21 protein-coding genes are annotated in these 18667 nt (G+C 72.8%); 11 read left to right on the plus strand and 10 right to left on the minus strand.

All coding sequences use genetic code 11. From position 1 onward, the window contains the following. Window positions 1-7: 7 nt before the first annotated feature. From ABT084_RS12615 to ABT084_RS12630, 4 genes are all read left to right on the plus strand, one after another. The gene (locus ABT084_RS12615) at window positions 8-514 is read left to right on the plus strand and encodes a SigE family RNA polymerase sigma factor (RefSeq protein ID WP_351041671.1); all 507 of its coding nucleotides are present in this window, start codon (window positions 8-10) and stop codon (window positions 512-514) included. A 47-nt stretch (window positions 515-561) separates the two neighbouring features. After that, on the plus strand, window positions 562-1365 hold the full coding sequence (locus ABT084_RS12620; protein ID WP_351041674.1) for a hypothetical protein: 804 nt from the start codon (window positions 562-564) through the stop codon (window positions 1363-1365). Window positions 1366-1409: 44 nt separating this feature from the next. Continuing rightward, window positions 1410-2018, plus strand: a complete 609-nt coding sequence (locus tag ABT084_RS12625; RefSeq protein ID WP_351041676.1) for a phosphoribosylanthranilate isomerase — start codon at window positions 1410-1412, stop codon at window positions 2016-2018. Window positions 2019-2095: 77 nt separating this feature from the next. Continuing rightward, window positions 2096-2794 carry a LamG domain-containing protein gene (locus ABT084_RS12630; protein WP_351041873.1) on the plus strand — a complete coding sequence of 233 codons (699 nt, stop codon included), beginning with the start codon at window positions 2096-2098 and terminating at the stop codon, window positions 2792-2794. Window positions 2795-2828: 34 nt separating this feature from the next. Here the strand turns inward: ABT084_RS12630 and ABT084_RS12635 are convergent, their stop codons facing one another. Next, window positions 2829-3179, minus strand: coding sequence for a protease inhibitor I9 family protein (locus tag ABT084_RS12635; protein WP_351041679.1), 351 nt, complete (start codon window positions 3177-3179; stop codon window positions 2829-2831). 392 nt (window positions 3180-3571) lie between these two features. On the opposite strand from ABT084_RS12635, the gene ABT084_RS12640 reads away from it, so the two are divergent. Continuing rightward, window positions 3572-4753 (plus strand): S8 family peptidase, encoded by a 1182-nt coding sequence (locus ABT084_RS12640; protein WP_351041682.1) that lies wholly within the window; start codon window positions 3572-3574, stop codon window positions 4751-4753. 78 nt (window positions 4754-4831) lie between these two features. Here ABT084_RS12640 and ABT084_RS12645 read toward each other — a convergent pair whose 3' ends face one another. From ABT084_RS12645 to ABT084_RS12655, 3 genes are all read right to left on the minus strand, one after another. Beyond that, window positions 4832-5410: a Uma2 family endonuclease gene (locus tag ABT084_RS12645; RefSeq protein WP_351041684.1), complete on the minus strand. Its 579-nt coding sequence runs from the start codon at window positions 5408-5410 to the stop codon at window positions 4832-4834. Window positions 5411-5572: 162 nt separating this feature from the next. Then, complete coding sequence (locus ABT084_RS12650; RefSeq protein WP_351041687.1) at window positions 5573-5827, minus strand: DUF397 domain-containing protein; 255 nt, start codon at window positions 5825-5827, stop codon at window positions 5573-5575. Next, on the minus strand, window positions 5811-6647 hold the full coding sequence (locus ABT084_RS12655; protein WP_351041690.1) for a helix-turn-helix domain-containing protein: 837 nt from the start codon (window positions 6645-6647) through the stop codon (window positions 5811-5813). Before ABT084_RS12655 ends, ABT084_RS12650 begins: the two co-directional genes overlap by 17 nt. 114 nt (window positions 6648-6761) lie before the next feature. On the opposite strand from ABT084_RS12655, the gene ABT084_RS12660 reads away from it, so the two are divergent. Beyond that, window positions 6762-6980, plus strand: a complete 219-nt coding sequence (locus ABT084_RS12660; protein ID WP_351041692.1) for a hypothetical protein — start codon at window positions 6762-6764, stop codon at window positions 6978-6980. Between the two features lie 48 nt (window positions 6981-7028). Continuing rightward, window positions 7029-8273, plus strand: a complete 1245-nt coding sequence (locus ABT084_RS12665) for a serine hydrolase domain-containing protein (RefSeq protein WP_351041695.1) — start codon at window positions 7029-7031, stop codon at window positions 8271-8273. A 17-nt stretch (window positions 8274-8290) separates the two neighbouring features. On the opposite strand, the gene ABT084_RS12670 is transcribed toward ABT084_RS12665, so the two are convergent. From ABT084_RS12670 to ABT084_RS12680, 3 genes are read right to left on the minus strand one after another with little or no spacing between them, the layout of a single operon-like run. Then, window positions 8291-9817: a PTS transporter subunit EIIC gene (locus tag ABT084_RS12670; RefSeq protein ID WP_351041698.1), complete on the minus strand. Its 1527-nt coding sequence runs from the start codon at window positions 9815-9817 to the stop codon at window positions 8291-8293. 50 nt (window positions 9818-9867) lie between these two features. Further along, the gene (murQ, locus tag ABT084_RS12675; protein ID WP_351041700.1) at window positions 9868-10803 is read right to left on the minus strand and encodes an N-acetylmuramic acid 6-phosphate etherase; all 936 of its coding nucleotides are present in this window, start codon (window positions 10801-10803) and stop codon (window positions 9868-9870) included. A 56-nt stretch (window positions 10804-10859) separates the two neighbouring features. Further along, a complete protein-coding gene (locus tag ABT084_RS12680; RefSeq protein WP_502968920.1) occupies window positions 10860-11852 on the minus strand; it encodes a MurR/RpiR family transcriptional regulator in 993 nt (330 codons plus the stop codon). Window positions 11853-12053: 201 nt separating this feature from the next. Here ABT084_RS12680 and ABT084_RS12685 point away from each other — a divergent pair, with 201 nt between their 5' ends. Further along, window positions 12054-12425, plus strand: a complete 372-nt coding sequence (locus ABT084_RS12685; RefSeq protein WP_351041703.1) for a DUF8819 family protein — start codon at window positions 12054-12056, stop codon at window positions 12423-12425. Between the two features lie 11 nt (window positions 12426-12436). Next, window positions 12437-12706, plus strand: coding sequence for a DUF4031 domain-containing protein (locus tag ABT084_RS12690; RefSeq protein ID WP_351041706.1), 270 nt, complete (start codon window positions 12437-12439; stop codon window positions 12704-12706). A gap of 22 nt (window positions 12707-12728) precedes the next feature. Here ABT084_RS12690 and ABT084_RS12695 read toward each other — a convergent pair whose 3' ends face one another. Together ABT084_RS12695 and ABT084_RS12700 are read right to left on the minus strand one after the other, a co-directional pair. Beyond that, window positions 12729-13985, minus strand: a complete 1257-nt coding sequence (locus tag ABT084_RS12695) for a Cmx/CmrA family chloramphenicol efflux MFS transporter (RefSeq protein WP_351041875.1) — start codon at window positions 13983-13985, stop codon at window positions 12729-12731. Between the two features lie 100 nt (window positions 13986-14085). Then, complete coding sequence (locus ABT084_RS12700) at window positions 14086-14775, minus strand: HD domain-containing protein (protein WP_351041709.1); 690 nt, start codon at window positions 14773-14775, stop codon at window positions 14086-14088. 142 nt (window positions 14776-14917) lie between these two features. On the opposite strand from ABT084_RS12700, the gene ABT084_RS12705 reads away from it, so the two are divergent. Further along, window positions 14918-15604 carry a copper homeostasis protein CutC gene (locus ABT084_RS12705; RefSeq protein WP_351041711.1) on the plus strand — a complete coding sequence of 229 codons (687 nt, stop codon included), beginning with the start codon at window positions 14918-14920 and terminating at the stop codon, window positions 15602-15604. A 402-nt stretch (window positions 15605-16006) separates the two neighbouring features. Here the strand turns inward: ABT084_RS12705 and ABT084_RS12710 are convergent, their stop codons facing one another. Beyond that, window positions 16007-18076, minus strand: a complete 2070-nt coding sequence (locus ABT084_RS12710) for a HelD family protein (protein ID WP_502968915.1) — start codon at window positions 18074-18076, stop codon at window positions 16007-16009. 330 nt (window positions 18077-18406) lie between these two features. On the opposite strand from ABT084_RS12710, the gene ABT084_RS12715 reads away from it, so the two are divergent. Next, the gene (locus ABT084_RS12715; protein ID WP_351041714.1) at window positions 18407-18652 is read left to right on the plus strand and encodes a hypothetical protein; all 246 of its coding nucleotides are present in this window, start codon (window positions 18407-18409) and stop codon (window positions 18650-18652) included. Window positions 18653-18667: the final 15 nt, after the last annotated feature.

Here is an 18667-nt window from a genome sequence, read left to right on the forward strand (position 1 = left end):
GGGCCGAGTGAAATCAGCACAGGAGGACGCGTACCTGGAGTTCGTGGCGGCGCGGGCGAAGGCGTTGTACCGCTCGGCGTACGTGCTCGCGGCAGGCGACACGCACCTGGCCGAGGACCTGGTCCAGGAGACCCTCAGCCGCGTGTACGTGCACTGGAAGCGGGTGGCCAGGGCGGACAGCCCGGTGGCCTACGCCCAGACGGTTCTGGTCCGCACCTTCCTCAGCCTGCGGCGGCGCCGCAGCACCGGCGAGCGCCCCTTCGGGAACATGCCCGACCGCGCGGGCTCCGGCCCCGACACGGCGCTGCGGCTGACCCTGCTGGACGCGCTGGGCCAACTGCCGCCCCGCGACCGGGCGGTGCTGCTGCTGCGCTACTGGGAGGACCGCAGCATCGAGGAGACCGCCCAGATGCTCAGGCTGAGCAGCAGCGCGGTCCGCTCCCAGGGCACCCGGGCACTCGGCAGGGTGCGCGCGCTGCTCGGCGAGAGCCTGTCCGACCTGATTCCGCACTGAGCACCGCCGCACCGCCCCCATCAGCGACAGAGAAAGGTGACGCCAGCATGCCCTTCGAAGCAGACCTCGCACAGGCCCTGGACCGCACGACCGACTCCCTCGATCCCGATCTCACCGCGCTCGTGGGCGCCGCCGTCGCGCACGGGCGCCGCCGTCGGCGCCGGCGCGCCGCCGCCGCCATGGCCGGGGTCGGCGCCTGCGCCGCGATCGCGGCGGCCGGCCTGCTGGCCCCCGGCGTGCTCGCCGGACTCCGGGCCGGGGGATCCGACATCGAACCGGTGGCGCTGGCGATGCCGCGCTCCGCGATCACCGGCGACCAGATGGTCCAGGCCCTGGAACAGACCTTCCCCGGGGGCCGGTTCAGCGAGACCAAAGGACAGAGCAACAACCCCTCGGATCCGTCCGGCGGATACGTCGCCAATGGCGGCCTGGTCCTCGACGACGGGCACGGCGCCGCCTACGTCGGCATCTCGGCCGTGCGGCTCAAGCTGCCGTTCGGCGACGGCGACGGGCTGAGCTGCGACCGTACGCCCGCCCGCCCCAAGGGCGACACCTGCGCGCTGCGCGAGCTGCCCAGCAGCGCCGCGATCCCCGGCGGGGCCCTGGTGATGTCCGAGAAGGCCGCGGCCGAACACCCGGCGGGTGCCGACACCGCTCACCGCTGGACGGTGACGGTGACCCTCAAGGCGACCGGCGCTCAGCTGCAGATCGTGCAGTGGAACAGCACCGGCGGCGGCAGCGGCGCCGACACCCCGAAGCCGACCCGGCCCGCGCCCCCGCTCTCCGAGGAGCAGGCCGTGGCCGCGCTCACCGGCCCGGTCTGGGCGCCGATCCTCGGCGCCGTGGCCTGACCCGCACGGCCCGTCCGGCTCCCCGGGGTGGTTGACTGCGGGGCATGACTGACGTGTTCATCAAGATCTGTGGGCTGCGGACCGCGGCGGACGTCGATGTGGCCGTGGGCGCCGGGGCCGATGCCATCGGGTTCGTCTTCGCGCCGGGCAGCCCGCGTACGGTCGATGCCGCCACCGCCCGCGAGCTGGCCGCCCGGGTCCCGGCGGGGGTGCTCACGGTCGGGGTGTTCCGGGGCCAGCCGGTGGAGGAGGTGCGCCGGCTCACCGAGGAGAGCGGCGTGCGCGGGGTCCAGCTGCACGGGGACGAGGGTCCGGAGTACTACGAGGCCCTGCGCGCCGAGGGCCGGACCCTGCTGCGGGCCACCGCCGAGCACGTGGCGCGCTGCGGGGAGTACGGGGAGGACCTGCTCCTGCTCGATGCCCCCGACCCGGGCTCCGGCAAGCCGTGGAACTGGGGCTCGGCGGACTTCAAGGCCCCCGAGGGCCGCTGGCTGCTGGCGGGCGGCCTGACCCCGGGCTCGGTGGCGGAGGCCATCGGGGCGACCGGGGCGTGGGGCGTCGACGTGTCCAGCGGGGTGGAGCGCGAGCGCGGGGTGAAGTCCCCCGAACTGATCCGGGCCTTCGTCGAGGCGGTGCGGGGAACGCACGCCTGAACGCTCAGAGTTGTCATGTGATTACTCTGAGCGAGAACGCGGGTGTTGGGCGCGCTCCGGGCGGGCAGATCTCCGGCATGGTCTCGGACATGCTCGAACGGCTGCGGCGCCTGACCCGCCCGCGGCGCACTCCCGTCTTCACCGCCGACTTCACCTCTCCCACCCAATGGGTCGCCGGCCGCTCCTGGGCGTATCCCGACGGCGGCCCGGTCAACCCCGGTGACAACAAGCTGGACCACCTCGTCACCGACCCCGCCTACAGCCGCGGCGGGGTCTTCCGGGCGACGCTGCGCCCCGACGGCGACTGGGACAGCGGGCTGCTCACCACCGAGGGCAGCGACGAGGGCTTCGCGGTGCGCACCGGCGATGTGCTGGAGGCCCGGGTGAAGCTGCCGGCGGAGCGGGGCGCCTGGCCCGCCATCTGGACCTGGCGCGACGGCGGCCAGGAGATCGATGTCTTCGAATACCACCCCGACAACCCGGACCTGCTGGAGCTCTCCAACCACGTCCGGGAGGCCCACCGCTACTATCGCGATCCCGCGATCCGGCCCGGCGGATGGGTCGACCTGAAGGTCGAGTTCGGGCGGAGCTCGGTCATCTGGTGGATCAACGGCGCCCGCGTCTTCAGCGACGGCAGGGGAGTGGGCCGCGGCTGGTCCGCCTACCTCATCGTCAACCTCTCGGTCTCGGCGGGCAGGTACCACCCGGCGCCGGAGCCCGGGGTGACGGAGATGTCGTACGAGGTCGCGCGGTTGCGCGTCTTCCGGGGCCGCTGAGGGCCGCTCCGGCGCGGCCCCCGGCGCGGCGGGGTCAGAAGCCGCCCGAGGCGGCGGCCCGGCCGTCCTCCTCGATGGCCTCCACGCCCGGCATCGCGCGCAGGGCCGTGACCTGCGTGGGGCTCAGCGGGGCGGCGAAGCCGTTCAGCACCGTGTGGTAGACGTGCGGCCGCTTGACCCCGGCCCTGCGGGCCACCTCCGCCGGGTCGAACGCCTTGTCCACGGTGACGATGTACAGCGGGTGCTGTTCCACGGGGGCCGCGTGCGGGACGGGGTCGCGGTCGCGCGGGGCGGCGCCGGCCGCCGACCCGGGCAGGGCGGCGACGGCGGCCAGGACGGCGGCGGCCAGGGACAGGGCACGGGCACGGTTCAGGGGGTTGCGCATGGGCCGAGGTCACCACGGGCGGCCGGGCAGGTCAAAGACGTCCGGGGGTGTGGCGGGGGCACGGAGAGCGCACGGACCGTGCGCCCCCCGGGGCGGTGGCGGGCCGTACGGGTGATCTTGGTGGGGCCGGTCGTGGGTGGTGCGGGCCGGGGCGGATCGGGGTCGCCCGGGGCACAACCCCGGCGACACAAGAGGATTTTCGTTTCTGCTGCTTGTGGGAGCGGGCGCGGCGGCGGTCTCCCGGACGCTCGGCCACGCGAGGGGCGCTGGTTCAAGGCGGCCGGTCGTGGGACCGATGGGAGGGAGGGCCGTACCCGCGGATTCACCAGGTGTCGCGGGTGCGGCCCACCCCCACCCCCACCCCCATACCGACCCCGTCAGGGAGTTCTTCCATGCGCCTGCTCGCACGTCTGGCCACAGCCGCGCTCCTCACCGTCCCCGCGGTCGCGGCCGGTACGGCCGCCTCGGCGGCCCCGGAGCCGACCCCGGCGCCCCTTTTCACCGCTGCCAATGCCGTGCCCGGCCAGTACATCGTCACCCTGGAGAAGGGGCAGGACGCGGAGAAGGTCGCGAAGCGGCTGGAGTTGAAGGCGACGCACATCTACACCAAGGCGATGAACGGCTTCGCGGTCCCGCTGACCCCGCTCCAGCTGACGATCGTCCGCAACTCCCTCGGGGTGAAGTCGGTCGAGGAGGACGCGAAGGTGCAGTCCGTACCGACGCGGTCCGCGGCGCCGGGCACGCGGGCCCCTTCGAACTCGTGGGGGCTCGACCGGATCGACCAGAAGGAACTCCCGCTCGACAACAATTTCACCACGCAGGGCAACGGCGCCGGGGTGACCGCCTACATCCTCGACACCGGCATCGACTACAACCACGACGAGTTCGGCGGCCGCGCCACCTTCGGCTACGACGCGGTGGGCGACGGACGCAACGGCGCGGACTGCAACGGTCACGGCACGCACGTCGCGGGCACCGTCGCGGGCAAGACGTACGGCGTCGCGCGCAAGGCCAATCTCGTCAGTGTCCGCGTGCTGAACTGCGAGGGCAAGGGCGAGTACTCGGGGATCATCGCCGGGCTGGACTGGGTGGCCAAGAACGCCAAGCAGCCGGCGGTGCTGAACGCCTCGCTGGGCGGGGACAAGTCCGCGGCCGTGGACAACGCCGCCACGGCCCTGTCCGACGCGGGCGTGCTGCCGGTCCTCGCGGCGGGCAACGACGCGAAGGACGCGTGCAACGTCTCCCCGGCCAGTGCGCAGAGGGTGGTGACGGTGGCCGCGTCCAACAAGTACGACGAGGAAACCGACTTCTCGAACTGGGGCCGGTGCGTCTCCCTGTACGCACCGGGCCAGGCGATCGTCTCCGCCAAGCTCGGCGGCGGCAGCGTGGCGCTGGACGGCACGTCCATGGCTTCCCCGCACGTCGCCGGTGTCGCCGTCCTCTACAAGCAGGCGCACCCGACCGCCACCCCGGCGGAGCTCGCCGAGTTCCTGGACGACGAGTCCACCAAGGACGTCCTGAAGAGCGTGAGCAAGAGCAGCCCGAACCGGCTGCTGTTCACCGCCGGTCTGTGACCGGTCGGAGGCCCTTGACGGCCAGGTCCCGGGCCCGCGCGTGGAAGACCACGCGCGGGCCTTCGGGCTGTCGGGCCGCTACTCCGCGAAGTCCTTCAGTTCCTCGGTGGCGAGGCGGATGCCGACGGGATCGGGGATCTCCACGGTCTCGCCATACGCGAAGGCGGGGTCCTGGACGTACCGTCCGTCCTGGGGCTCGCTGTAGACGGTCAAGGTGTGGCGGTCCCGGTCGATGAGCAGGTAGACCGGGATCCCGGCGGCCGCGTAGGCCTCGCGCTTCTCATTGCGGTCCCGGCTGTCGGTGTCGGAGTCGTGGGAGGCCACCTCGGTGACCATCAGGACGTGGCCGGGGTCAGACCATTCGCCCTTACCCGCGAACGTGCGGCGTGGGGCCAGCGATGCGTCCGGGCGCGCGCGTCCCGCGCGGTATCGCTCGACCGCCAGTCCCTGCTCCAGGTAGAGCGCCAGGTCGGGGCGTTGTCGCATGCAGTGCAGAAGCAGCCACTGGATGATTTCTGCGTGGTCGCCGTCAGGCACAGGCTTGACCTCTAGCTTTCCCGCAATGAATTCGAGCGTCACGGTCTCGGGCGCGCCGCGCTCAAGTGCTTCGAAGTCATCGAGGGTCATCTGCGGACGCTTGGCGGAGCTAGCGGTCATGGGGTCGCCTCCTCCACCCCATGGTGCCCTCTGCGCCTTGCGGCGGACCGTCTGAAGCGCCATATGTGACTCCGTTCGGCTACGGCTGTGGCACACGCTAGTGGCATATGACAGAGGGCCATCGGCCCCATCGCATGACGTCAATGCGATGGGGTGATCCGGTCAGAGGGTGGCGACGAAGGCGGTCCAGGCGGGGCCGTTGAAGGTCAGGTGGGGGCCGTCGGGGCGCTTGCTGTCGCGGACGGGGACGACGTCGGGGTGGCCGTCGAATACCTCGACGCAGTCACCGCCGTCGCCGCCGCTGTGGGTGGACTTCCGCCAGGTGGCCATCTCCAGGCACTCGCCACCGTCGCCACCGCTGTAGCTGGACTTGTGCCACCGGGCCGTCGACAGGTCGTACTCAGGAGTGCTGGTCATCTTCGAAATCCTCCGCCACCGACTCGATCATGGCCAGGGATTCGCGCGGCGACAGCGCATTGGCCGTGAGGAGATCGTAAGTCAGGGTGTGGTGGGCGACCGTGGCCGGATCGTCGAATAGCTGCCCCGTTCCCATGCCTTGGACGTATGCCAGCGGGGGTGCGTCCTCGAAGGACATCAGCTTGAGGGAGCCCAATAGGCCCGCGTGCACACCCGCACTGAACGGGAGCACCTGCACGATGATCCGGTGCGACCGGATCAGTGTCGCGATGTGGCGCAGGTTCTCGGCCAGCACCGCCTTGTGGTCGCCTGCCCGGCGGAGGACAGCCTCGTCGATCACGCACCACAACAGTGGCGTCGTTGGGTCGTTGAGCAGGGCGGATCGGGCGAGTCGGTTCGTAACCAGCTCATCGATGGTCGCCTCTGGGGCTGTGGGCTGGTAGGCGCGGAACACCTCTCGGGCGTACCGCTCCGTCTGCAGCAGCCCCGGGATGATCAGCGGCGCGTACTCCCGGATTCCCGTCGCCAGCGCCTCGGCCTCGGCCGCCGCCGCGAAGTGATCCGGGTACCTCGATTTGGCCGCCGCCCCGCAGTTGCGCTCGAAAAACCCTCCCGTGTTGAGGATCTGGTCGATCTGCCGCGCGAAATCGATGTGCATGCGCCGCGTACCCGCCTCCAGCTGGCCGATGAACGAGCCGCTGACGAACAGCGGTTCGCCGAGTTCGGCCTGGCTGAGGCCCGCGCGTTCGCGGGCCACGCGCAGTTCGGCGCCCAGCAGGGCGCGGGGTGAGGAGGAGGGGTCGAGGCTCTTACCTGGCATGGCAACTCCCTGGACAACACGTGCCGTTGTTGAGGTGTCCGCATTGAAAGGCTAGCGAGCCGATCGCCACTCTGTGTGCGGAAGTTGATTACTCAGAGTGGAAGGTGACATGTCATGGTGATGACCCCCCGGGAGCGGATGCGGGCGGCCGAGGAGGCCGTGGTGCAGCTCAGGGAGGCGCTCGACGGCGTCGGCGTGGTGTTCCCGTCCCTCGACGTGGACGGGGTGTCGGCGGCGGGCACGTACGGGCTTCCGCTCGTCGATCTCGGCCGGTGCAATCTGGATACGGCGATGCGGCTGGCGGCCGTCCTGCACGAGCGTGCCCACCCCTGACGGCCTACGCTGGATGTCGGGTTTGTCCTCGTCGGCAGGAGTCGTGCCATGACGCACTCGTCCATACGGTTGCGCAGGGGGGCCGTGACCGCCGTCGCGGTCGGGACGCTGTTGGTGCCGGTCGCGGGCGGGGTGGCGTTCGCGGAGCGGGCGTCCGTACCGGCGGCCGCCGCCGCGACCGATCCCCCGGTCGCGCCCGGGACCGTACGGGAACTCACCCCGGCCGTGACGAAGCAGCTCGACGCGGCCCTCCAGCAGCTCTTCCGCGACTCGAAGGTGCCCGGGGTGGCCGTCGGGCTGTGGACTCCGGACAAGGGCGAGTACGTCCGCACCTTCGGGGTCGCCGACAAGGCCACCGGGCAGAAGATGTCCACCGACCTGTACACGCGGATCGGCAGCGAGACCAAGACCTTCACGGTGTCGGCCCTGCTCCAGCTGGTGGACCAGGGCAAGGTCGGGCTGGACGATCCGATCGGCAAGTACGTCAGCAACGTGCCGAACGGGGACAAGATCACGCTGCGCCAGCTCGCGGAGATGCGCAGCGGGCTCTTCAACTACTCGGCTGACGAGGGCTTCTACAAGGCGCTGACGTCCAATCCCGACAAGCCGTTCACCCCGCAGGAGCTGCTGGCCTACTCCTTCAAGCACCCCGTGCTCTTCGCGCCGGGCGCGGACTTCCTCTACTGCAACACCAACCTCATCCTGCTCGGCCTGGTGGTCGAGAAGGAGAGCGGGCAGCAGCTGGGGGACTACATCCAGGAGCACGTCCTCACCCCGGCGGGCATGCACAAGACGCTCTTCCCGAAGGGCGCCGAATTCCCGGAGCCGCACGCCCAGGGCTACACGGTGCAGACCGCCGGCGGGAAGCTGGAGGACTCGGCCGACTGGAACCCCTCGTGGGGCTGGGCGGCCGGTGCGATGATCTCGACCCTCGACGACCTGCGGACCTGGGCGCCCACCGTCGCCACGGGTGTGTTCCCCGACGGGAAGGCCATGGTCAGCGCGGCCACGCAGAAGCAGCGGCTCGCCGTGGTCCCGACCACGATCCCGGGCGCCGGTTACGGCCTCGGCATCTTCAAGGTGCAGGGGTGGACCGGGCACAACGGGTCGCTGCCGGGCTACGAGTCGCTGACCATCTACCTCCCCGAGGCGAAGGCGACGCTGGTGGCCGTGCTGAACACGGACGTCAACTACAAGGGCGGGGAGCCCAGTACGGCCTTCGGCGAGACGATCACGAAGATCGTCTCGCCGGGGAACGTGTTCAACCTGCCCGCGCAGGCCGCGGCGCGGTGACGCTCATGCCGTACGGGCTATGACAGCGCCGGTTCCGTCGCCGGGACCGGCGAGGTCGTGGTCCCGGCGGCGGCCGGGTCCGGCGCCGTCTCCGTCTCCGGGTCGGTGTTCAGGTCCACCAGCATCCGGCGCGTGAAGCCGAAGAAGTAGGTGGCCAGGAAGCCGACCGCGTAGCCGACGGCCAGCCCGCCCGCGTAGATCGCGATGGTCACGCCCAGCCCGGCCTTGCCGTTGAGCAGGGGGAACAGCGCCCAGCCCGAGGGGCCGATGGCGGTCGAACCGAAGGCCACGCCCAGCTGGTTGAAGAGGCCGATGAAGGCCCCGCCCGCCGCGCCGCCGACGCAGGCGGTGACGAAGGGGCGGCCCAGCGGCAGCGAGACGCCGTAGATCAGCGGTTCGCCGACCCCGAGGAAACCGGCCGGGAGCGCGGACTTGATGGTGCGGCGCAGCGAACCGTTGCGCGGGAGGCGGTAGTAGACCGCGATGGCCGCGCCGACCTGGCCCGCCCCCGCCATGGCGAGGATGGGGAGCAGGACGGTGTAGCCGGTCTGCTCGATCAGGGTGGTGTGGATCGGGATCAGGGCCTGGTGCAGGCCGAGCATGACCAGGGGGAGGAAGAGCCCGCCGAGGACCAGCCCGGCGAAGGCGCCGCCGGAGGCGAGCAGCCAGGTGGCGAACGTACCGATGGCCCGGGAGGCCTCGCCCGCGAGGAACATCAGGCCGAAGAGGGTGACCAGGCCGGAGATCAGCACGGTGAGGGTGGGGGTCACCAGCACGTCGAGGGCCTCGGGGACCCACCTGCGGCACCACTTCTCGACGTACACGGCGAGCAGCGCGGCGGCGAGGGCGCCGAGCACGCCGCCCTGGCCGGGGGAGAGGTGCTGGCCGAAGGCGTCGATCTTCGCGACGCCCGGGAAGACGATGATCGCGGCGACGGCGCCGCCGAGGATCGGGGTCCCGCCGAACTCCTTGGCCGTGTTGAAGCCGACGAAGACGGCGATCAGCGACATGAAGCCGGAGGCGATGGCGGCGAGCGCCGGGACGAGGGCGGGCAGCCAGCCGAAGTTGGTCAGGAGGCCGTTCAGGCCCGCGATGATGCCGCAGCCGATGAGGGCCGGGATGAGCGGGACGAAGATGTTCGCGACGCGGCGCAGGAAGAGCTTGAACGGGGTGGAGTTCTTCGCCTTCCGCGCCTGCTTGAGCGCTTCTCCCTGGGCCGCCAGTTCGTCGGCCGTCACGGGGTGGGGGGCGGCCGGGGCGGCGGCGGGCGCGGGGGCCGCGGCGCGCTCTTCGGCGACCAGGGCTTCCAGCTCCGGGGTGACGCGGGCGACCGTACCCGGGCCGAGGACGATCTGGTACGTGTCGTCCTCGACGACGCCCATCACCGCGGGGAGGGCCTTGAGGGCCTCGTCCTGGACGAGGGCGCGGTCGCGCAGGCCGATCCGCAGGCGGGTCATGCAGTGGGCGATCGAGGTGATGTTGGCGGGGCCGCCGACCAGCGGAAGGATCGCGGCGGCGGTGGCGCGGTTCTTGTCTGTGGACATGGTGAGGGTCCCTGGTGGTGGGGTGGGTCGGGAGTGGTGGGGCCGGCGGGTCAGGCGGTGGCCGGGCGGGCGGCGGCGAGCGCCTCGCGCAGGTGGCCGCGGGAGGCGGTGAGCAGGGCGGCGGCGGCGGGGGCGTCGACGCCGCCGAGGAGGACGAGGACGGCGTGCTTGACCTCGCCGTCGGTGGCGGTCAGCGCGGCCTCGATCTCCTCGTCGGGGGCGCCGGTGGCGAGGGCGACGATGCGGCGGGAGCGGGCGCGCAGCTTCTCGTTGGAGGCGCGCAGGTCGACCATCAGGTTCCCGTAGGTCTTGCCGAGCCGGATCATCGTGATCGTCGAGATGAGGTTGAGCACGAGCTTCTGCGCGGTGCCCGCCTTGAGGCGGGTGGAGCCGGTGAGCAGCTCGGGGCCGACGACGACCTCGATGGGGTGCTCGGCGGCCGCGCCGAGCGCGGAGTCCGCGTTGCAGGACAGGCCGACGCTCAGGGCGCCGCGCGTACGGGCGAACTCGACGGCGCCGATGGCGTACGGGGTGCGCCCGGAGGCCGAGATGCCGATGACCGTGTCGTCGGCGCTCAGGCCGAGGGCGGTGAGGTCCTCGACGGCCAGGGCCGCGGAGTCCTCGGCGCCTTCGACGGCCTTGACCATGGCGGACGGGCCGCCCGCGATGAGGCCGACGACCTGGCCGGGGTCGGTGTTGAAGGTGGGCGGGCACTCGCTCGCGTCCAGGACGCCCATCCGGCCGGCCGTGCCGGCGCCCGCGTAGATCAGCCGGCCGCCGCGGGCCATGCGCTCGGCGATGGCGTCGATGGCGGTGGCGATCCGGGGGAGCTGGGCGGCGACGGCCGTGGGGACGGCGGTGTCCTCGGCGTTCATGATGCGGGCGAGGTCGTAGGTGGGGAGGCGGTCGATGTCGGCCAGCTCTGGGCGGAAGGCCTCTGTGGTGAGGGTGTTCAGCTGTTCGCGGAGGTCGCTGGTGCTGGGCATGGGTGGCTCCTTGCGGGTGCGGGTGTTCTGTGGCCGTCGTCGCCTCCGGCGGGCCCTCAAGCGCCGGGCGGGCCGGATTTGGGCGGGCCCGGTGTGGTCGGGCCTCCGGTGCCGGGGGCGGGAAGTCCGGCCTCGCCGGCGTTCGAGGCGCCCCTGGAGGGGCGGGGGGTGCCGGGGGTGGTGGCGCGGTGCCGGGGCGCGAGGGCTTCGTACGAGGCGGCCAGGGCGGGGGCGGCCGTGGCGAAGGAGCGCTGCGCGATGCCGACGAAGAGGCAGTCGACGACGAGCAGCTGGCTGGTCCTGCTGGACATGGCCGCCGGGCGCAGCTCGGTCTCCCGGGCGGCGGAGGTGGCGAGCACGAGGTCGGCGTAGTGGGCGACCGGGCCGCCGGGGCGGCCGGTGACGGCGATGGTGGCCGCGCCGTGCTCGAAGGCGTGGCGCAGCGGTTCGATCACGTCGCCGGTGGTGCCGGAGTGCGTGATCGCGACGGCCGCGTCGCCGGGGCGCAGCAGGACGGCGTTGGTGATGGCGAGGTGCGGGTCGCTGTGCGCGTGGGCGATCAGGCCGATGCGCAGCAGCTTCTGCGCGAGGTCCTGGGCGACGAGGGCGGAGGCGCCGACGCCGTAGATGTCGATGCGGCGCGCGCTCGCCAGCGTGGTGACGGCGGCCGCGAGCTGGGCGTGGTCCAGGCCCGCGGCGGTCTCGGCGAGGGTCCGCTGCTCCTCGTAGGCGAGTTTGGCGACGACGTCCGCGATCGGGTCGTCCACGGCTATGTCCGCGGTGAGGGCGGGGGAGGCGCCGGACTCCTGGCGGGCCGCTATGGCGGCGAGGGCCAGGCGCAGGTCGCGGTAGCCGGGGTAGCCGAGGTGGCGGGCGGTGCGGACGACGGTGGCCTCGCTGGTGCCGGTGCGGGCGGCGAGCGCGGTGACGGTGAGCTGTGAGCAGTCGGCCGGGTCGGCGGCGACGGCCTCGGCGACGACGAGCATGGAGCGGGTCATCGAGGGGCCCAGCGTGCGGACCTTGGCGCGCAGGGTCTCGGGGCCGGGGATGGCGGCGGGGCCGGAGACGGTGACGGTGCCGGAGACGGCGGCGGAGCCGGAGAAGGCGGCGGGCGTCTGGCTGAAAGTTTCCTTCTGTTTTTCGCTCACCTCTGAAAGATATTTTCAGGCGCTCGCGGGCGTCAAGGCGCCATGGGGCACCTGACCGGGGGACCTTCGCCACTTACCCGCCAGGGGTCCACAATGACTCGTATGGACCACGCGACCCCCCTCGAACAGGCGCTGCATGCCGCCCGTGCTCTCGTACTCGCCGACCTCATAGCGGGTGAGGTCGCCGACGCCGATGTCGTTTCCCTCGTGGAGGACTCGGTCACGCACCGCCGCTGGTGGGCGGAGCAGTGGCCGGAGGGTGCCGACTACCTCGCCGGGCTCGTCGCCCAGGACGTGCAGGACGCGCTCCTGGAGAAGCACGGGCGCTGGCCGCTGTGCCCCGTCTGCTCGCATTCCGATCTCCACGCGATGGACGTGGACCCGGAGCTCGGGCCCGATCCGCACTGGGTGTGCGGGAAGCAGGGCGTGAAGGTGGCCGCCGTGGGCGGCCTCGGCCCCGTCCTCGGACGCTAGGCCGGGCGCGGGTGACCCTCTACATCGATCCGCCGACCTGGCCGGGGCACGGCCGTATGTGGTCGCACCTGGTCAGCGACGTCTCGTTCGAGGAGCTGCACGCCTTCGCGGCGGCCATCGGCTGCCCGGAGCGGGCCTTCGAGCGCGACCACTACGACGTCCCCTCGCACCGGTACGCGGACGCGGTGCGCGCGGGGGCCGTCGAGGTGGGCAGCAAGGAGATCGTCCGCCGCATCACGGCGGCGGGCCTGCGCCGCCCCAAGGGCCGCCCGTCCGCGTGAGCAGCGGATGCGGCGCGCCGCGCTAGACCCGGTCTTCGTGCAGGGCCGGGGCGGGGGTGGAGGCGGGGGCGGGGGTGGAGGCGGGGGCCGGGACGGCCCCGGACGAGGTGACGACGTGGGTCGCGCGGGACGGCGTACGCCGCTCCAGGCGCAGGGACACGACGGCCAGGGCGATCGCGGTGACCGTCATGGCGGCGCCCGCCCAGGCGGTGGCGGCGAAGCCCCAGCCCGCGTCGATGACCGTACCGCCGAGCCAGGGGCCGCCGGTGTTGCCGAGGTTGAAGGCGGCCGTGGTGGTCGCCCCGGCCAGGGTCGGGGCGGCGCCCGCCACGTTGAACATGCGGGCGTTGAGCGCCGGGGCCGTGAAGAAGGCGGAGAAGCCCAGCAGGAACGCCAGCGCGATCGCGGCCACCTGCGCGGAGGCCAGCAGCGCGAGCGCGGTCAGGAAGACGGTGGAGGCGCCGATGCCCCAGAGCAGCACCCCGAAGAGGTGCGCGTCGGCGACCCGCCCGCCCACCGTCGTACCGATGAGCGCGCCGATGCCGAAGAGGCCGAGGATCCACGGCACCCAGGCCGAGTCCAGTCCGGCGACCTCGGTGAGCAGCGGCGAGAGGTAGCTGAACGCGCAGAAGACGCCGCCCGCGGCGAGCGCGGTGACCCCGATGGACAGCCAGACCTGGCGGTCACGGTAGATGCGCAGCTCGCGCACCAGGCGGGGCTTCTCGGCGGGCAGCGGGATCGGCGGGATCAGCGCGAGGATGCCGACGAGGGCGATGGCGGAGGCGGCGCCGACGGACCAGAAGGCGGAGCGCCAGCCGAGCTGCTCGCCGAGGAAGGCGCCCGCCGGGACGCCGAGGACGTTCGCGATGGACAGGCCGCCGATCATGACGGCCATCGCGCGGGCCCGCTGGTGCCGCTCGACCATGGCGATCGCGACGGCCGCGCCGACGGCCCAGAAGCCCGCGCAGGCGAGGGCGGAGACGATGCGGGAGGCGAAGAGCAGCTCGTAGGTCGGGGCGAGCGCGCCCGCGACCTGGCCGAGGCCGAAGAGGCTGATGAGCGAGACGAGGGTGGTGCGGCGGGGGAGCCGCAGGGTGGCCACGGCGAGCAGGGGGGCGCCGACGACCATGCCGATCGCGAAGGCGGATATGAGCAGGCCCGCCTGCGGGATGGTGACGCCCATGTCGTCGGCGATGGGTGGCAGCAGCCCGGACAGCATGAATTCGCTGGTCCCCAGCGCGAAGACGGACAGGCCGAGGATGTACACGGCGACGGGCATGCGGGTGCGTTCGGCTACGACGGGCATGCCTTGCACCAACCGAGCGGAACGCGCCCGCATTCCCACGGATTCCCTTGTGCGGTGTTATGTGACGCGTTGCTCAGGTGGCAAGAGGGTGGAGCCGCTCGGCTTCGGCGGCGAGGTTGGCGCGGGCCGGGGCCTCCCAGTGCGCGGCGCCGTACGGGGTGCGGAAGAGCCGGGGCAGGGCGAGGAGCTGGCGCAGTACGGCCGCGCGGCCGGCCCGGAAGGCGTCGTCGGGGACGAAGCCGTACTCCTCGCGGACGGCGGCGGCGTACGCGGCGTAGGCGTCCGGGGTCCCGGCCAGGACCGCGAGGTCCGCGTCGCAGAGCACCTCGCCGTCGGTGTCGCCGGGGGCCGGGTCGTGCGTGACGGTGAGCCGGACGAGGCGGGCCACCTCGGCGGTGCGGGCCGCGTCGACGCCGAGTTCGGACAGGGCGCGCTCGGCGAGGGCGGCGCTGCGCTCCTCGTTCTCGGAGCGGTCGGGGCGGTAGACGGCGTCGTGGAACCAGGCGGCGAGGCGGACCGCGGTCGCGTCGGCGGCGTGGTCGGCCAGGGTATCGATGTGGGCGAGTACGGCGGCCAGGTGCGGGGTGGAGTGGTAGCGGCGCTGGGGTTCGGCCCAGGCGGCGAGCAGCCGGTCGGCGTAGGGGCCGGGATCGCGGTCGGCGCCGGCGGCGGTGGCGGTCCGGTGCCAGGCGGCGCGGAGGTCTTGGGGTTCGGCTCGGGCGGCTCGGCCGTGTCGGTCGTCTCGGGCGGATCCATTTTCCATGGGCACATTGTGCGGGTGGCGCGATTGTGCTGGTGGGGGCGCCGGGGGAGCCGTACCCTGGATATTGGACTAGACCTATTTTCCATACCAGTCGTACCAGTCATACGCGTCATACGAGCGGCAATCCGAAGGATGGGGTCAAATGAGCAACCGTGCGCTCCTGGAGGTGATCGCCCTCGACGTCGAGGACGCGGTCGCGGCCCAGGCCGGTGGGGCGGACCGTCTCGAACTGGTCACCGACATGGCCGCCGACGGGCTCACCCCGCCGCGCGCGACCTTCGCGGCGATCCGGGCGGCCGTGGACATCCCCCTGCGCGTGATGCTGCGGCTGGCCGACGGGTTCGCGGCCGGTGACCTCGAGGAGCTGGTCGCGGCGGCGCGGGGGCTGCGGGCGGAGGGGGCGGAGGAATTCGTACTCGGCTTCCTGAACCCCGAGGGGGGCGTGGACCTCGCCGCGGTCGAGGCGCTGGTGGCGGAGCTGGACGGCTGCCGGTGGACCTTCCACCGGGCCATCGACCGGGCCGCGGACCGGGACGGCCTGCGCAAGGCGCTCGCGGATCTGCCGGGCCTGGACACGTACCTGACGGCGGGTGCCGCGGGTGGGGTGGACCTCGGGCTGCCGACCCTCCTGGCGGAGCAGGCGCGGCGGGGTGAGCCGGGGTACGGGGCGCGGATCCTGGTCGGCGGCGGCCTCGGCCTCCACCACCTCCCGCAGCTCCGCGCGGCGGGCCTGGACGCCTTCCACATCGGCGGCGCGGCCCGCCCGAACGGCTGGTCGACCCCGGTCACCGCGTCGGCGGTAGCGGAATGGCGCACGGCCCTGAGCTGACCGGGGCCCGTTGCCGGGGGCCCGCGCTGCGGCCCGTTGGCCCCCCGGGGGCGCCTCAATCGCCGGCGGGGCTGGATGTGGCGGCGCCGCGGTCGCCTGCGAGCCGCCCCCCAGCCCCGCCACGTGAAGCCACGGCGCCGCACCCCCCAGCCACGGCGCCGCACCCTCAGCCCCGCACCCTTCAGCCCCGCACCTGCCCGCCGCGACAGCCTCGGCGCCGCATCCTTCAGCCCCGCCGGCGTTTGAGGCGCCCCCGGAGGGCAGGCAAGCCGCAGGCGGCCAGCTCACCTCAGCCACCTTGTCGCGGGGCGGGGCCCGGTGTCGTCCTGCGGCCCGTTGGCCCTCCGGGGGCACGCCTCACACGCCGGCGGGGCTGGATGTGGCCGCCCCGGGCCTGGATGCCTACGCCAGGGCCGCTGGGAGGGGGGCTGCGTGGAGGGTTGTCAGGCCTGAGACGGCTCGGGTCAGGCAGACGTACAGGCGGCGCAGCCCCGTCCGCTCGTCCGGCTCGCCGGACACGATCGCCGCGGGCTCCTCCAGCACGACGTAGTCGTACTCCAGACCCTTCGCCAACGACGCCGGCACCAGCGTCAGCCGAGACTCGGCCGTGGTCTCCTCCCCCGGCTCCAGATACGGCAGACCGGCCCCCGCCAACGCCTCCCCCAGCCCCCCGACCCGCGCGTCCGCGGCGATCACCCCGATCGACCCCTCGTGCGCGAGCGCCTCCCGGCACGCCGCCACCACGGCCGCGGTGAGCTCCTCCGGCGCGCCCACTGCCCGCACGGACAGCGACCCCGGCGTCTCACGCACCGAGGACACGGCCGCCAGCCCGGGCGAAATCTCCGGCAGCAGCCGCGACGCGTACGCGATCACCTCGCGCGGCACGCGGAAACCGGCCGTCAGCTCCTCCAGCACCGCCGCCGGCTTGCCCAGGTGCCCCAGCGCCTCCGCCCAGCTCTGCGTGGCCCACGGCGTGGTCCCCTGGGCCAGGTCGCCCAGTACCGTCGCCGAGCCCGTCGTACAGCGCCGCCCCACCGCCCGGTACTGCATCGGCGACAGGTCCTGCGCCTCGTCGAGGACGACGTGACCGAGCGAATGCGTACGCTCCACCAGGTCGTTCGCCTCGTCGATGAGGACCAGGTCGGCCGGGGACCACTTCGCGGCCTTCACGCTGCGGTACGGCTTCGGCCACACCAGCAGCTTCTGCTCGTCCTCCGTGAGCACCCCCTCGGCGTGCTCCGCGAGGAACTCCGGCTCGGCGAGCAGCCGCAGTACGAGCTTCGCCGGGTCCACCGGCGGCCACATCTGCTTGACGGCCGCCTTGACGGCCGGGTTGCGGGCCACCGCGTCCTGCACGCGGTCGTCGGGGGCCTCGCCCGCCTGCTCCATCCGGACGAGCACGGTGTGCGCGATGCGCTGCGGGAGCGCGTCGCGGGCGGCGCCGTAACGGATGTCGCGGTTCTGGAGTTCCTCGACGATCTCGGCGAGTTCGTACGCCGGGACCCGCCAGCGCCGCGAGCCGCGGACCACCATCAGCGGCTCGGTCGGCGGCGTGACGTGCGCCCGTACCGCCCGGCGCAGGACCTCCGCCATCCGGGCGTCGCCCTTGACGACGGCGGTCGGGGCCGGGTCGGCGCCCCGGACCTCGGGGCCGCCCGGGCGGGCCACCAGGTCGTCGACCGTCGCCTGCTTGACCTCCAGCTCGCCGAGGGCCGGAAGGACCTGCTCGATGTAGTGGAGGAAGGAACGGTTCGGCCCGATGACCAGGGTGCCGGTGCGGGCGAGCCGGTCGCGGTGCGCGTAGAGGAGGTAGGCGACGCGGTGCAGGCCCACGGCCGTCTTCCCGGTGCCGGGGCCGCCCTGGACGCAGACCGATCCGCCGAGGTCCGACCGTACGATCTCGTCCTGCTCCGGCTGGATCGTGGCGACGATGTCCCGCATCGGGCCGACGCGCGGCCGCTCGATCTCCTGCTGGAGCAGCTTGCTGACGGCGGACGCCTCGGCGGGGTCGGAGAGGTGCTCGTCCTCGTACGCCGTCAGCTCGCCGCCCGTGTAACCGAAGCGGCGGCGCAGCGCGATGTCCTGCGGGTCGGTCCTGGAGGCGCGGTAGAAGGGCTGCGAGACGGGCGCGCGCCAGTCGATGACCATCGGGTCGCCGCCCGCGTCGTGGACGTGGCGGCGGCCGATGTAGAACTGCTCGCCCTCCGCGCCTTCGGCCAGGTCGGCGCCGGGCGCGTGCAGGTAGTTGAGGCGGCCGAAGAAGAGCGGGGTGTGCGCGAGGTCCGCGAGGGTCTTGATGCGGTCGTCGATCTGCGCCTGCAGGACGATCGCGTTGACCCAGTTCGCGGTGACGTCGCGGATGTCGAGGGACTCGACGTCCTCGCGCATGGCGCGCAGCGCGGAACGGGACGCGGAGAGATGGGCCCGTTCACGGGCGAGTGGATCGGCGGACACGGTGCTGCCTGCGGACACGGAACTGCCTCCAGCTGCTGATCTCTGTGATCGGACCGTCCGGTTTCCGAGCGGACGGTGGCTCTCCCCGGCGGCGTGGTGGAGCGACGGCGGGAGGGGAGGCGGCAAGAGCGGAGATTCTAGCCAGCGCGGGCAGGGTGTGCGAACGGGTTTTATCGGGGGGAGCAGGGTCCTGTGTCATACGGGAGAGGGCCCGTGTCATACGGGGGAGTGTCAGACCTTGGGCAGAGGCCCTAGGGGTTGCCGTGCATCGTGAGGAGGAGACGGGAGGGCGTGAGGTTCCCTCCGGAGAGCGATGTGATATCCGCGGAGAAATCGGACCATGGGTACATGAGCACCGCAACCTTCACCCCGACCCAGGGCCGCCACTCCCGCGGCGCCACCACCACTCCTTCGTCCACCTCTCCCACGTCCCTCGCCTCCGAGCTCCACACCGCGCGGGCGGCCGAGGCCGTCCACCCCGGGCAGCGCCGCAAGGGCGGGCTGCTCCGGGCGGCGAAGATCTTCGCCGGGACCGCCGTGAGCGTGGTCCTCCTCGGCGAATACGGCGAGGACGCCGGAGTCATACGTCGCTGACGACGCACCCCAGGG

This window comes from Streptomyces sp. NPDC002138, from assembly GCF_040296485.1.
Classification (GTDB): domain Bacteria; phylum Actinomycetota; class Actinomycetes; order Streptomycetales; family Streptomycetaceae; genus Streptomyces.

Coding starts and splice junctions, on each gene's coding strand:
- ABT084_RS12695 (WP_351041875.1), bottom strand. CDS start 13,985: ATGCCCGTCGCCGTGTACATCCTCGGCCTGTCCGTCTTCGCGCTGGGG.
- ABT084_RS12620 (WP_351041674.1), top strand. CDS start 562: ATGCCCTTCGAAGCAGACCTCGCACAGGCCCTGGACCGCACGACCGAC.
- ABT084_RS12660 (WP_351041692.1), top strand. CDS start 6,762: ATGGTGATGACCCCCCGGGAGCGGATGCGGGCGGCCGAGGAGGCCGTG.
- ABT084_RS12670 (WP_351041698.1), bottom strand. CDS start 9,817: ATGTCCACAGACAAGAACCGCGCCACCGCCGCCGCGATCCTTCCGCTG.
- ABT084_RS12665 (WP_351041695.1), top strand. CDS start 7,029: ATGACGCACTCGTCCATACGGTTGCGCAGGGGGGCCGTGACCGCCGTC.
- ABT084_RS12645 (WP_351041684.1), bottom strand. CDS start 5,410: ATGACCGCTAGCTCCGCCAAGCGTCCGCAGATGACCCTCGATGACTTC.
- ABT084_RS12650 (WP_351041687.1), bottom strand. CDS start 5,827: ATGACCAGCACTCCTGAGTACGACCTGTCGACGGCCCGGTGGCACAAG.
- ABT084_RS12630 (WP_351041873.1), top strand. CDS start 2,096: ATGGTCTCGGACATGCTCGAACGGCTGCGGCGCCTGACCCGCCCGCGG.
- ABT084_RS12700 (WP_351041709.1), bottom strand. CDS start 14,775: ATGGAAAATGGATCCGCCCGAGACGACCGACACGGCCGAGCCGCCCGA.
- ABT084_RS12635 (WP_351041679.1), bottom strand. CDS start 3,179: ATGCGCAACCCCCTGAACCGTGCCCGTGCCCTGTCCCTGGCCGCCGCC.
- ABT084_RS12705 (WP_351041711.1), top strand. CDS start 14,918: ATGAGCAACCGTGCGCTCCTGGAGGTGATCGCCCTCGACGTCGAGGAC.
- ABT084_RS12625 (WP_351041676.1), top strand. CDS start 1,410: ATGACTGACGTGTTCATCAAGATCTGTGGGCTGCGGACCGCGGCGGAC.
- ABT084_RS12655 (WP_351041690.1), bottom strand. CDS start 6,647: ATGCCAGGTAAGAGCCTCGACCCCTCCTCCTCACCCCGCGCCCTGCTG.
- murQ (WP_351041700.1), bottom strand. CDS start 10,803: ATGCCCAGCACCAGCGACCTCCGCGAACAGCTGAACACCCTCACCACA.
- ABT084_RS12685 (WP_351041703.1), top strand. CDS start 12,054: ATGGACCACGCGACCCCCCTCGAACAGGCGCTGCATGCCGCCCGTGCT.
- ABT084_RS12715 (WP_351041714.1), top strand. CDS start 18,407: ATGAGCACCGCAACCTTCACCCCGACCCAGGGCCGCCACTCCCGCGGC.
- ABT084_RS12640 (WP_351041682.1), top strand. CDS start 3,572: ATGCGCCTGCTCGCACGTCTGGCCACAGCCGCGCTCCTCACCGTCCCC.